12 protein-coding genes are annotated in these 13,239 nt (G+C 58.7%); 8 read left to right on the top strand and 4 right to left on the bottom strand.

Annotated elements, in window-relative coordinates; translation table 11 throughout:
* Positions 1-43: 43 nt before the first annotated feature.
* Positions 44-976: a hypothetical protein gene (locus VWY34_RS02020; protein WP_416544105.1), complete on the top strand. Its 933-nt coding sequence runs from the start codon at positions 44-46 to the stop codon at positions 974-976.
* Positions 977-1,000: 24 nt separating this feature from the next.
* Entirely contained in the window at positions 1,001-2,557 is a 1,557-nt protein-coding gene (locus VWY34_RS02015) for a substrate-binding domain-containing protein (protein ID WP_416542726.1), read from the top strand.
* Positions 2,558-2,572: 15 nt separating this feature from the next.
* Here VWY34_RS02015 and radC read toward each other — a convergent pair whose 3' ends face one another.
* The 3 genes from radC to dnaK all read right to left on the bottom strand — a co-directional run bounded on the left by radC (position 2,573) and on the right by dnaK (position 6,625).
* Positions 2,573-3,337, bottom strand: coding sequence for a RadC family protein (gene radC, locus VWY34_RS02010; protein WP_340547172.1), 765 nt, complete (start codon positions 3,335-3,337; stop codon positions 2,573-2,575).
* Positions 3,338-3,465: 128 nt separating this feature from the next.
* Entirely contained in the window at positions 3,466-4,629 is a 1,164-nt protein-coding gene (dnaJ, locus tag VWY34_RS02005) for a molecular chaperone DnaJ (RefSeq protein WP_340547173.1), read from the bottom strand.
* A 76-nt stretch (positions 4,630-4,705) separates the two neighbouring features.
* Positions 4,706-6,625: a molecular chaperone DnaK gene (dnaK, locus tag VWY34_RS02000; protein WP_340547174.1), complete on the bottom strand. Its 1,920-nt coding sequence runs from the start codon at positions 6,623-6,625 to the stop codon at positions 4,706-4,708.
* 212 nt (positions 6,626-6,837) lie between these two features.
* Between dnaK and VWY34_RS01995 the strand changes: the two genes are divergently transcribed.
* The gene (locus tag VWY34_RS01995; RefSeq protein WP_416534313.1) at positions 6,838-7,440 is read left to right on the top strand and encodes an alpha-ketoglutarate-dependent dioxygenase AlkB family protein; all 603 of its coding nucleotides are present in this window, start codon (positions 6,838-6,840) and stop codon (positions 7,438-7,440) included.
* A 21-nt stretch (positions 7,441-7,461) separates the two neighbouring features.
* Here the strand turns inward: VWY34_RS01995 and VWY34_RS01990 are convergent, their stop codons facing one another.
* Positions 7,462-8,283 carry an ABC transporter permease gene (locus tag VWY34_RS01990; protein ID WP_340547176.1) on the bottom strand — a complete coding sequence of 274 codons (822 nt, stop codon included), beginning with the start codon at positions 8,281-8,283 and terminating at the stop codon, positions 7,462-7,464.
* Positions 8,284-8,417: 134 nt separating this feature from the next.
* On the opposite strand from VWY34_RS01990, the gene cysQ reads away from it, so the two are divergent.
* The 5 genes from cysQ (at position 8,418) to VWY34_RS01965 (ending at position 13,236) form a co-directional block, all read left to right on the top strand.
* Complete coding sequence (gene cysQ / locus VWY34_RS01985) at positions 8,418-9,215, top strand: 3'(2'),5'-bisphosphate nucleotidase CysQ (RefSeq protein WP_416539861.1); 798 nt, start codon at positions 8,418-8,420, stop codon at positions 9,213-9,215.
* Positions 9,215-10,015: a 3-deoxy-manno-octulosonate cytidylyltransferase gene (locus VWY34_RS01980; protein ID WP_416539860.1), complete on the top strand. Its 801-nt coding sequence runs from the start codon at positions 9,215-9,217 to the stop codon at positions 10,013-10,015. Before cysQ ends, VWY34_RS01980 begins: the two co-directional genes overlap by 1 nt.
* A gap of 184 nt (positions 10,016-10,199) precedes the next feature.
* Positions 10,200-11,093, top strand: coding sequence for a UTP--glucose-1-phosphate uridylyltransferase GalU (gene galU / locus VWY34_RS01975; RefSeq protein ID WP_340547179.1), 894 nt, complete (start codon positions 10,200-10,202; stop codon positions 11,091-11,093).
* Between the two features lie 96 nt (positions 11,094-11,189).
* Positions 11,190-12,173 (top strand): UDP-glucose 4-epimerase GalE, encoded by a 984-nt coding sequence (galE, locus tag VWY34_RS01970; protein ID WP_416539859.1) that lies wholly within the window; start codon positions 11,190-11,192, stop codon positions 12,171-12,173.
* 1 nt (position 12,174) lies between these two features.
* Positions 12,175-13,236, top strand: coding sequence for a glycosyltransferase family 2 protein (locus VWY34_RS01965; protein WP_416544104.1), 1,062 nt, complete (start codon positions 12,175-12,177; stop codon positions 13,234-13,236).
* Positions 13,237-13,239: the final 3 nt, after the last annotated feature.

The raw sequence follows: 13,239 nt of genomic DNA, 5'->3' as shown, positions 1-13,239 counted from the left end.
TCTGCGTCACGGTTCCTTAACCTTTTTGGGTAAGGAGTCGGTAATGATCAGCAAACGTACAGCCTTGATGAGCGCGGCCACCCTCTGTAGCGCACTCGCGATCGGTCTTGTTATGCAACATGCCGATGGCGGTCCGCAGGCGACTGCAGAAGCCGCGGTTCCTGCGAAGGGGCTTGCGGTTGCGGCCGTAGACAACCTGCCAGACCTCTCGACCGATGGTGCCCTTCAGATTGAGGCGATCAGCCTCACTGCGGCCACACCTGCTTCCGGCGGCGAGGGCGAAGCCCGTCAGGCCGGGCGTCATGACCCAGAGACCACCTGCGATATGACAGCAGAAGCCGTCGCCAGCCCGATGGCAGAGGTGCGTTTGACGATCTTGTCCCTTTGCCGTCCCGGAGAGCGGTTGACCATTCATCACAATGGAATGATGTTCTCCAGCCGCCTGGACGATACCGGCGCGCTGACCGTTCAGGTGCCGGCACTTTCTTCTACCGCAGTTTTTATCGTCGAGCCGAAAACAGGCCGTGGTGCAGTGGCAACAACTTCGGTGCCTGATCTAAATCTGGTCAGCCGGGTGGTCCTGCAATGGGCTGGCAATAGTGGCTTTGAACTGCACGCGCGCGAGTTTGGCGCGGGGTACGGCAGCGCTGGTCATGTCTGGCGCGGTGCTGATCTTACAGCTGGCCGGGGGTCGGTCGTGCAGCTTGGCGATGCCTCGCAGCTGGCGCCGCGTTTGGCAGAGATCTACAGCGTTCCACGGCTTGGCGGCGACCGTAGTGGTGTGATCGACCTGACAGTCGAGGCCGAGGTGACCGCGATCAATTGCGGTCGTGACGTTTCGGCGCAGACGCTTGAACTGCGCGATGGAAAGCTGCGCACCCGTGATCTGACACTGGCGATGCCTGATTGTGCCGCTACGGGTGATTTTCTTGTGTTGAATAATTTGCTAGAAACACTGAAAATCGCCGCAAATTAACTAGCGGTTTATTCAGGATTTCTCATGGCTTTGCTTCGTGCGGCGGTAGGCGCCGCACTCTTTCTTGTCGCTGGAATCCTGCCGCTCAATGCGCAGGATGTGACCCTTTCCTCACCTGACGGCGCCGTTGAGATCACCGGGAATATTCTGGGTTTTGATGGTGAATTCTATCGCGTTGATACGAAGTTCGGTGAGCTGACGGTTGATGGGTCCGGCGTCAGCTGTGAGGGGCCCGGCTGCCCGAGCCTGTCTGATTATGTTGCGGAGATTACCCTGTCGGGTTCTTCCACCATGGCAGAGGTTCTGTTACCGGCGCTGATCGAAGGGTTCGCACTCAGAAACGGTTTCCAGACCCGGCGAGATCCGATGCCCGACAATAACTTTGACTATGTGTTACTGCGGGACACAGGCCGAGTCGCCGCCAGGTTCAGCTTTTTTGTCAGCAATACCGACGAAGGGTTTGCCGATCTTCTGGCCAATGAAGCCGATATCGTGATGGCCCTGCGCGAAATCCGCAGCGCGGAGCGTGAGCGCGCGCGTGAGGCCGGAATGGGGGATATGACAGGGTCACAACGCAGTCGTGTTCTGGCGCTGGATGCCATGGTGCCGGTGGTGGCACCGGGGAACCCTGTGCGCTCGATTTCGGTGTCGAATCTTGCGCGCGTTCTGTCCGGGGATCTGAAAAACTGGTCTGAGCTGGGTGGGGCTGACGCGCCGATCTCTCTTCATTTGCCCGTCGCGGGCTCTGGCTTGGCTCAGGCGATTTCTGACCGGCTTGAGCCGCCAAATATTGCGGCGCTTGGCAGTCGTCTGCGGCGCCACGACCGTGGCAGCACCTTGGTGCGAGTCGTTGCGACTGATCCCTTTGCCCTTGGGCTGGCGAGCTTTGCCGAAACATCGACCGCACGCGTCCTGACCCTGCGCGGCGCGTGTGGCTTCTCGCTGCGGGCCAATCGCCGGTCAATCAAGACAGAAGACTATCCGCTGACCGCGCCGATGTTTCTATATCTCCCGTCACGACGGTTGCCCAAGCTTGCGCGGGATTTTCTGAGTTATGTTCGCGGTCCCGCAGCGCAGATTGTGATCCGCAGAGCCGGGTTCGTTGATCAGGCACCAGAGAGAATTTCGATGAATGTTCAGGGCGACCGTCTGGCCAATGCCATCAGCGCAGCCGGGCCGGAGGTCTCCCTTGCGGAGTTGCAGAGATTGGTCAGTCGCCTGGACGGTCTGCAGCGGTTGACCACGTCGTTTCGCTTTGAACCGGGATCGACCCGCCCCGATGCGCAATCGCGAAGCAATATCAGTCAGCTCGCCCGGTCCCTGGAGGCTGGGGCCTACGATGCGCGGGAGCTGGTTTTTGTCGGCTTCTCAGATGGCGATGGCCCGGCGAGCGGTAATAAATCCATTGCGTTGAAACGAGCGGAGGCGGTGCGAGATGCGGTCATCGCGGCAGCTGAAACCGCGAATCTCGAGCGGACCGAAATAGCGGTGGCGGCCTTTGGTGAGGCGCTGCCGATGGCCTGTGAAGACCAGCGATGGGGCCGACAGGTCAATCGACGGGTCGAAGTCTGGGTTCGCTAAAAGAGCTTCAGACCGCTAGAGATATCCTTCGGAGCGAAAGCTCAGTTCGCGAGATTTTCCGATGATCAGATGATCATGCAGAACGATATCCAGAGTGGCGAGTGCCCGCGCAACCCGGTCGGTCATCTCGATGTCGCTCTGCGATGGGGTCGGGTCGCCCGACGGGTGATTATGTACCAGGATCAGGGCGCTGGCGCTTATTTCAAGGGCCCGCTTGGCGATCTCTCGCGGGTAGACCGGCACATGATCGACGGTGCCCCTGGCCTGTTCCTCATCCGCGACCAGAGTGTTCTTGCGATCTAGGTAGAGGACACGGAACTGTTCGGTCTCACGATGGGCCATGACGGTATGGCAATAGTCCAGAAGCGCGTCCCAAGAGGACAAGACCGGTCGCTGCATGATTCTGGCGCGGGCCATTCGATGGGCGGCAGCCTCCAGGATCTTAAGATCCGCGACGACAGCCTCGCCGATGCCATTCACCTTCGAGAGACGTTCAGGGGGCGCGGTGATAACCCGGTTGAAATCTCCGAAGGTCTCAAGCAGGAGCCGGGCCAGCGGTTTGACATCGCGGCGCGGAATGGATCGAAAGAGCAGAAGCTCCAGCAATTCATAGTCCGGCATCGCAGCCGCGCCCCCGTCCATAAAACGCTCGCGCAACCGCGCGCGGTGATCCCTGATATAGGAGGGCAGGCGCCGCTCTGGCGGGGAGGCAGGCCCCATCTCTGCGCTGTTGGGGAACAGCGGGAGAGAGACATCCTGAAACGCGGGATCCTTGGCCATAGGCTATGCTGTGGCCATCGTGGTTGAGGAAGGGTTAATGCAAATGGATCACCATGCGGCCAGCCGCAAAACCAACGAAAAAAGCGCCCCATTGGAGCGCTTAATATTGGTTTAGAATGGGGAGGGGATCAGCCCTTCATCCCGTCCCAGAAGCTTTTCACGGAGGAGAAGAAACTCCGGCTTTCCGGGTTGGTGTTGTCCTCGGAGAGATCCTCGAATTCACGCAGCAGTTCCTTCTGCCGGGCGGTGAGGTTCACCGGGGTTTCCACCGCCAGTTCTATGAACATGTCACCGGTTGCACCGCCTCGCAGGGCAGGCATGCCCTTGCCACGCAGGCGCATCTGGCGTCCGGACTGGCTGCCTTCCGGGATCTGCACACGGCCACGGCCACCATCAATGGTGGGGACTTCTATGGCGCCGCCCAATGCGGCCTTTGCCATGGATACCGGTACCCGGCAGTATAGGTTGTTTCCATCCCGCTCAAACAGGTCATGTGCGGAGACTTCAACAAAAATATAGAGATCACCGGGAGGACCACCGCGCATACCGGCCTCACCCTCGCCGGCAAGGCGAATGCGGGTGCCGGTTTCCACGCCTGCCGGGATGTTCACCGACAGGGAGCGATCTTTCTCTACACGACCATGGCCCTGGCAGGATTTGCAGGGGTTCTTGATGATCTGGCCAAGGCCGGAGCAGGTGGGGCAGGTGCGCTCCACCGTGAAGAAACCCTGCTGCGCGCGAACCTTGCCCATGCCGGAACAGGTCGGGCATGTCGTTGGTTCCACTCCGCCCTCAGCGCCAGTGCCTTCGCAGGATCCACAGGCGACAGCGGTCGGTACGTTGATCGTTTTGTGCATCCCCGCAAAAGCATCCTCAAGCGAGATGCGCAGGTTGTAGCGCAGATCCGAGCCGCGCGCGGCTCGTTGCCGCCCGCCACCCTGGCCGCCGCGTCCACCCATGAAGTCGCCGAACAGATCGTCGAAGACATCTGAGAAGGCAGACGAAAAGTCGCCGCCGCCAAAGCCCTGGCCGCCTTGACCGCCGCGTTGGCCGCCGCCCATGCCGTTTTCAAAGGCGGCGTGACCGTAACGATCATAAGCGGCCTTCTTCTCAGGGTCCTTCAGGACATCGTAGGCCTCATTGGCCTCCTTGAACTTCCCCTCGGCTTCGGGATTGTCCTTGTTCCGGTCGGGGTGCAGCTCTTTGGCCTTCTTGCGAAAGCCTTTCTTGATTTCATCGGCGGTGGCCCCTTTGGACACCCCGAGAACGTCATAGTAATCTCGTTTGGACATCGGAATACCCTTCTTGCCGCAACGAAAGCGGGCCGGCCCGGGGTTCGGACCGGCCCGCTTTGGCCAAAATCAGACCTTAACGCTTGTTGTCGTCCAGATCTTCGAATTCGGCATCGACAATGTCATCATCACCGGGGCCTGAAGCCTCATCCGCGGCGGCGGGTTCATCCGCTGCCTCTTCCTGGCTCGACTTGTAGATCGCTTCGCCTAGCTTCATGGCGGCTTCGGTGACGTTCTGAACGCCAGACTTGATCTTGTCGGCGGTGGATTTCTCGTTTTCGAGGTCATCCTTCAGCGCGGCAATGGCCAGTTCGATCGCTTCGATGGTGGTCGGGTCCACCTTGTCCGCATGCTCTTCCATCGATTTCTCGGTGGAGTGAATCAGGCTTTCGGCCTGGTTCTTCGCTTCGATCAGCTCGCGACGTTCCTTGTCTGCCTCGGCATTGTCCTCGGCATCCTTGACCATTTTTTCGATATCCTCATCGGACAGACCACCGGAGGCCTGGATGGTGATATTCTGCTCTTTACCAGTCGCCTTATCCTTGGCGCCAACGGACACGATGCCGTTTGCGTCGATGTCGAAGGTCACTTCGATCTGCGGCATGCCGCGCGGTGCGGGCGGGATGTCCTCAAGGTTGAACTGGCCGAGCATCTTGTTGTCGGCCGCCATCTCGCGCTCACCCTGGAACACACGAATGGTCACGGCGTTCTGGTTGTCTTCGGCGGTAGAGAACACCTGGCTCTTCTTGGTCGGGATGGTGGTGTTGCGGTCGATCAGTCGGGTGAAGACGCCACCGAGGGTTTCGATACCCAGGGACAGCGGTGTCACGTCTAGCAGAACAACGTCTTTCACGTCGCCTTGCAGAACACCGGCCTGAATGGCGGCGCCCATCGCAACAACCTCATCCGGGTTCACACCCTTGTGGGGGTCTTTGCCGAAGAATTTGCTGACTTCCTCGATCACCTTGGGCATGCGGGTCATACCGCCGACCAGAACAACTTCGTCGACGTCAGATGCCGAGAGACCGGCATCTTTCAGCGCAGCCGCGCAGGGCTTCATCGACGCCTTGATCAGATCGCCAACCAGGCTCTCCAGCTTGGCACGGGTCAGTTTCATGACCAGGTGCAGCGGCTGGCCCGAGGACGGATCCATCGAGATGAACGGCTGGTTGATTTCGGTCTGGCTGGAGGAGGACAGCTCAATCTTGGCTTTTTCAGCGGCTTCTTTCAGACGCTGCAGAGCCATTTTGTCCTTGGTCAGGTCGACGCCGTGCTCTTTCTTGAATTGGTCTGCCAGGTAGTTGACGATGCGCATGTCAAAGTCTTCACCACCGAGGAAGGTGTCACCATTGGTGGATTTCACCTCAAACAGGCCGTCGTCGATTTCAAGAATGGTCACGTCGAAGGTACCGCCACCAAGATCATAGACCGCGATGGTTTGGGTTTCTTCCTTGTCCAGACCATAGGCCAGGGCTGCTGCTGTCGGTTCGTTGATGATGCGCAGCACTTCGAGACCGGCAATCTTGCCGGCGTCTTTGGTGGCCTGACGCTGGGCGTCGTTGAAATACGCAGGCACGGTGATGACGGCCTGGGTCACTTCTTCACCGAGGTAGGACTCGGCGGTTTCTTTCATCTTGCCCAGGATGAAAGCAGAGATCTGCGACGGGGAGTATTTCTCACCCTTGGCTTCGACCCATGCGTCACCATTGCCGCCGTTGATTACGGCGAAAGGCAGGTTTTTCTTGTCTTTGGCCAGATCGCTGTCATCGAACCGGCGACCAATCAGGCGCTTTACGCCGAATACGGTGTTGTCCGGGTTGGTGACGGCCTGACGTTTGGCAGGCTGGCCTACCAGACGCTCATCGTCGGTGAAGGCTACGATCGACGGCGTGGTACGGGCGCCCTCAGCGTTTTCGATAACGCGAGGCTGCGATCCGTCCATGATGGCCACACAGGAGTTGGTGGTCCCGAGGTCGATTCCGATAACTTTGCTCATTTTCGATCCCTTTTCACTTTCTAAGGCGATTACCCGAGGTCTGAACCCATTTTGGCATTCCGGCCCCGATTCAGTTGCGGTTTGGTCTGCACCTCCCCGCTTCCCGGCGTATATAGGGAGCGCAAATGCCCCCTGCAACCGCCAGATCGTGTCCTGTTTCGCGAATTACTGCGGTTTTTGACAGGGGAGCGGTTAAGAACAGGCTAACGGTGATGATGAAGTTGCGGTTGCGGGGATTTGAGCTGACAAAACCCCTGTTGGATACGGAACGGCAGCGACAGCTGATTGACTGTCTGCGTCCCGTTCTGCGCGCCGCTCCTCTGTTCTCGCCCGAGGTGCCCGGTGGCGGCAAGATGTCGGTGCGAATGACCTCGGCCGGGGTATGCGGCTGGGTGAGTGACAGGGGCGGGTATCGTTATCAGGATCGGCATCCCTCCGGCCAGGGCTGGCCGAAAATCCCGGCAGAAATCCTGGATATCTGGCGGGCCAGCACAGGGCTGGAGCGACAACCGGACTGTTGTTTGATCAACTACTATGGCGAGGGCGCCCGCATGGGTCTGCATCAGGACAAGGATGAGGCGGATTTCTCTTACCCGGTGGTGTCCGTCTCTCTGGGCGATGACGGCCTTCTGCGGATCGGCAATCAATTCCGTGGCGGTAAGACGGAGACCGTCTGGCTGAACTCAGGCGATGTCGTCGTGATGGGGGGCGAGGCGCGGCTGACCTATCATGGGGTTGACCGCATCCGCTTCAAATCCTCGCGTTTGCTGCCAAAGGGTGGTCGCATAAACCTGACACTTCGCGTGGTGACCTGAGCCATTGCGTCAATCCGTCGATCAGCGTTTGGCACCCCAACTGATCGAGGCACGGCGACGGGTGTAAAACTCCCCCATCAGTCCGATCATGATCAGGACGAGCGCCACCCAACCTGCGTATTGCCAGTTGCTGAAATGGGGGTTGTAGTTGATGAACACAAACCCACGCGCCTGATCGATGCAATGAAACAGCGGGTTCCAGTCGAACATCGACAGCATGAAGCTGGGCAGAGTGTTCGCCAGAAACATCTTGCCCGAGGCGATCATATTGGCCCTTTGGTAGATCGTGGAGATGATGCCAACAGTCCCCGGCGACCAAGGTTTCATGACCAGCAGGATCAAACCTACCGCAGCACCGGTTATCCAGGAGAGCAGCACCATGCCAAAGGCCGCAATCGGTTCCTCTATTTCAATCGGGGTGAACGCCACGTGATAGACGAACAGGATGATCAGCATCGACAGCACCTGAATATACAGTGATCCCAGTGCCGCCGACAGAATGGCGACGATCGTGTTCATCGGGGCGTGCTGCATCATAGGGCTGCTTGGTCCCTCTGCTCCGGCGACAGCGGAAACGGCCTTGGTGTGGGTCAGGAACAAAAACACACCCGACATCACATAGAGCAGGAAATCGCCGCGAATGGCCGAACCGCGCAGGCCGAGCAGGGAAAACATCACGTAGAACACGATGACAAACATCACCGCCTGCGTAAGATTGGTCGCCAGAGCCATGAACGCATTATTATGTTTGGAGCGAACGCTGCGGGCCACGGAATGAAAGACAACCTCACCCATGGCGATGAGGCTGCTGAGACGTGACCGTTTGTGGCGTTGCTCGAACATGATGTCGCTTAGCCGGACCTGCTTTAGGTGAAACTCTGCTTATCGTTACCACGGAAATCTTGCTGTTCCGTTTCACCCCGACCATAAGGGGGACAACTGCTGTAATCAACCAAACCCGGTCAGGGAGAGTGTTTGTGACATATGATGAGCTTATTCCGGTAATCCGCCGATTGGCGATCGAAGCCGGAGAGAAGATCATGGAGATCTATAATTCGGATGAATTCGAGGTGAAGGTAAAATCGGATGAAAGCCCGGTAACCGCCGCTGACGAGGCCGCCGATGCGTTGATTTCTGCCGGGTTGCGCGCAGCCTTTCCCGACGTGATGCTGGTGACCGAGGAACAGGCGGAATCGCACAGCAAGAGCGGGCACACCTTTCTGATTGTGGATCCGCTGGACGGAACCAAGGAGTTCATCCACCGCCGCGGTGATTTTACCGTCAATATCGCATTGGTCGAAAACGGTGTGCCGACGCGCGGCGTTGTCTATGCGCCGGCGCGGTCTCGGATGTTCTTCACCTTGGCGGACGGATCAGCGGTTGAGGAAACCGGCGCTTTTGATCCGTCAGCCATGGGAGAGATCAAACCCATTCGTGTTGCAGACAGTGATAATGATGCGCTGATGGTGGTTGCGTCGAAATCGCACCGTGATCAGGCCACCGATGATTACATCAACAAATACGCCGTGAAGGACAGCAAGAGCGCGGGGTCTTCGCTGAAGTTCTGTCTGGTCGCAACAGGCGAAGCCGATCTATATCCGCGGGTGGGGCGGACCATGGAATGGGATACCGCCGCCGGTCATGCGGTCCTCTGCGGTGCCGGTGGTCAAGTGGTACGCTTTGATGATCATTCGCCACTGACCTACGGCAAGGAAGGCTATTCGAATCCTTTCTTTATAGCCTATGCGCCGGGTGTGGAGCTTAAGAAAGCCTGATGTCCGTCCTTATCGTCATTCCCGCCCGCTATGCTTCGACCCGCTATCCTGGTAAGCCGCTTGTTGCTTTGACCGGGTCCAGCGGCGAGAGCCAAACGCTGATCGAACGCTCCTGGCGTGCGGCCATGGCCGTCAATGGCGTAGATCGTGTGGTTGTCGCAACCGACGACGACCGAATTCGCGATGCTGCCACCGGGTTTGGTGCCGAGGTTGTTATGACCTCCGAAAGCTGCGCCAACGGGACGGAGCGTTGCGCCGAAGCGCTGGATAAACTTGGCGGCGGTTATGATATCGTGGTGAACCTGCAAGGGGACGCGCCGCTGACGCCGCATTGGTTTATCGAGGATCTGATTGTCGGCCTGCGCGGCGCGCCTGACAAAGGGTTGGCAACGCCGGTGCTGCGCTGCGACGGCGCGACGCTGAACAGTCTGCTGGCAGACCGTAAGGCCGGTCGTGTTGGCGGCACCACGGCAGTGTTCGGTAGCGACCATAATGCGCTCTACTTCTCCAAGGAGGTGGTGCCCTTTACGTCCGAAACCTATGGTTCCGATCAGGAGACGCCGGTGTTTCACCACGTCGGTGTCTATGCCTATCGCCCGGACGCGCTGAGCGCCTATCCTGGCTGGCCTGTCGGGCCATTGGAAACCCTCGAAGGGCTGGAGCAGCTGCGCTTTCTTGAGAACGGGCGCAAGATTCTCTGCGTGGAGGTTGAAGCACGTGGACGCGAGTTCTGGGAGCTGAACAATCCCGAGGATGTTCCCCGGATTGAGGCGATGATGAAAAAAATGGGTCACAAATAGGCCTGAATTGTCGATAATATGAAACATGATACGGGATGCCGTGAGCGAAATGTGACTGGGGGTATATTTTCTGAATTGCCTACGGAATACTCTGACCGGCCTTTCGAGGTAGGTTTTGCCACCCAAACGGCCCCACTGACGAACCGCATCAGAACGGTTTGAGAAATAGAAACGAGAGTGCGAGATGCGTAGAAAAGTAACGAAGGCAATTTTTCCGGTGGCCGGGCTTGGAACCAGATTCCTGCCGGCAACCAAATCGGTTCCCAAAGAAATCATGACGCTGGTTGACCGCCCGCTGGTCCAATATGCCATTGATGAGGCCCGAGAGGCCGGCATCAAGGAGTTCATCTTTGTCACCTCGCGCGGCAAAGGAGCGCTAGAGGATTATTTCGACCATTCACCCATGCTTGAGCAGGAGCTGCGTAAGAAGGGTAAGGATGATCTGCTGGAAATCCTGAAAGCGACCAATATGGAATCGGGCGCGATTGCCTATATTCGCCAGCATCAGGCGCTGGGCCTTGGTCACGCGGTCTGGTGCGCGCGTCGCCTGATCGCCAATGAACCCTTCGCGGTGATCCTGCCTGATGATGTCATCGCGGCGGAAACCCCCTGCCTGAAGCAGATGGTGGAAGCCTACGAGGAAACCGGCGGCAATATGGTCGCGGCCATGGAGGTTCCGCCAGAACAGACATCGTCCTACGGTGTGCTGGATGTGCGCGACGACATGGGCTCGGTGGTGTCGGTAAATGGCATGGTTGAAAAGCCCAAAGCCGAAGATGCCCCGTCTAATCTGGCGGTTATTGGTCGCTATATCCTGGCGCCATCGGTCTTGCGCAATCTCAATAAGAAGAAACAGGGCGCCGGTGGTGAGATCCAGCTGACCGATGCCATTGCCGAAGATATCGCCGACGATGTACCGGTCTACGGCTATCGTTTCCGTGGTCAGCGCTTTGATTGCGGATCCAAGGCTGGTTTCCTGCAGGCAACCGTCGCCTTTGCGCTGGCACGTGAAGAGCTGCGCGATGATCTGATGTGCTACATCAATGAGATTGCGCAGGTCGACAAGGCGGCGCAGTAAGCCGATCACTTCGCCGAGAGTGGCGGAGATTGTGAACATCTGGAAATTGGGTGGCCGGACAGCACTGTCCGGCCTTTTGATCAGGAAGACGCTGCTTTGACATATATTCTGGTGACTGGTGGAGCGGGTTATATTGGCTCTCATGCCTGCAAGGCACTAAAGGCTGCCGGTTTTACCCCCGTAACCTACGATAATCTGGTGACTGGCTGGCAGGACGCCGTGAAGTTCGGACCCTTTGAAAAGGGGGATCTGGCTGATCGTCTGCGACTGGACGAGGTTTTTGCCAAATATCAACCGGCCGCCGTGATGCACTTCGCCGCGTTGAGCCAGGTTGGTGAAGCCATGAGCGAACCCGGGCGCTACTGGGCCAACAATGTCGGCGGGTCTCTCACGCTGATTGAAGCCGCGGTGGCAGCCGGCTGCCTTGATTTCGTTTTCTCATCAACCTGCGCCACCTATGGGGAGCATGACAATGTGGTGCTGGACGAAAGCACGCCGCAGCTTCCCCTTAATGCCTATGGCGCGTCCAAACGCGCGGTAGAAGACATCCTGCGCGATTTTGGCGCCTCGCATGGGCTGCGGTCGGTGATCTTCCGTTACTTCAACGTGGCGGGTGCCGACCCCGAGGCCGAGGTGGGCGAGTTCCACCGCCCCGAGACTCATCTGGTGCCGCTGGTGCTGGATGCGATTGAGGGCAAACGTGACGCGCTGACCATTTTTGGAACCGACTATGACACCCCGGATGGCACCTGCGTGCGTGACTATGTTCACGTCTGCGATCTGGTCGACGCCCATGTGCTGGGCCTGCAATGGCTGAAAGACGGCAAAGGGAGCCAGGTCTTCAACCTGGGGACCGGCACCGGGTTCTCCGTACGGGAAGTCATGGACAAGGCGGAGGCGACAACCGGTCAATCGGTGCCTCACTCAATTGGTCCTCGTCGTGCCGGCGATTGCACCAAGCTGGTGTCGGGTTCGGTGCGGGCGGCTACCCTGCTTGGGTGGGAGCCGAAGCGATCGGATCTTGAAACTATGATCGCGGATGCCTGGGGCTGGCACAAAGCCGGCGCTTACGAGCGCTAGGGTGACGGGGCCAGAGCGGGCTCCAGGTACTGTACCGCTGCCGGAAATCTCCCTGGCGGCGGCCTATCGGTTGAGGTGGCAGCGACGTCGGCTGCTTTGGCGCTCTTTCCGGTCCCGGCATCAGCTGACGACGCTGACGGACCGCACTCGCAGTCTGCAACGGGATGCAATTCTTGCCATCACAGTGCTGCGCAATGAAGCGACCCGGCTTCCGTTTTTCCTGGCCTTTTATCGCGATCTGGGTGTCGACCATTTTCTGATCGTCGACAATGGCAGCGATGATGGCAGCGCCGCGTATCTTGCCGGTCAGCCTGATGTCTCGCTCTGGCATACAGGCGCCAGCTATCGCGATGCTCGGTTTGGTCTCGACTGGGCGACATGGCTTCAGATCCGTTATGGTCACCGGCGCTGGTGTCTTAGTGTTGATGCAGATGAATTGCTGGTGTTTGGCGGTGATGCCCGGCACGGTTTGCGCGGATTGACAGATTGGCTGAACCGTCATGGCAGGGCTGGCTTCGGTGCCTTGATGCTGGATCTTTTTCCCAAGGGGTCAGTGGGAGAGGTGAGTTACGTCCCAGGTGATGATCCCCGCCGAGTATTGCCGTGGTTTGATACCGGGCCATATCGCCGGGTTCGACAGGCGCCGCGCGGCAACCTGTGGGTACAGGGCGGCATCAGGGAGCGGGTGTTCTTTCCTGATGAGCCGCAGCGGGGACCTACGCTGAACAAGGTACCGCTGGTCAAATGGGACCGCAGCTTCGCCTATACGAATTCTACCCATGCAATGCTGCCCAGGCGGTTGAATGCACTATACGATGGGCCAGGTGGGGCAGGTCCGTCCGGGGTTCTGCTGCACAGCAAATTCTTGCCCGAAATCACCAAGAAGGCAGAGATCGAAAAGCGGCGTGGCCAGCATTTCAGCGCGCCGGAATTGTTCGACGGCTATTACAACCAATTGGCTGCGGCACCGGATCTCTGGCACAGCGATGCGATCCGATATCAGGGGCCGGATCAGTTGGAGGCATTGGGGCTGGCCCGCGCCCCTGATTGGGACGCGGACTGAGCC

Source organism: Phaeobacter sp. JH20_02, assembly GCF_048056915.1.
Taxonomy (GTDB): domain Bacteria; phylum Pseudomonadota; class Alphaproteobacteria; order Rhodobacterales; family Rhodobacteraceae; genus Phaeobacter; species Phaeobacter bryozoorum.
This window is presented reverse-complemented; position numbering and strand designations above follow the sequence as displayed.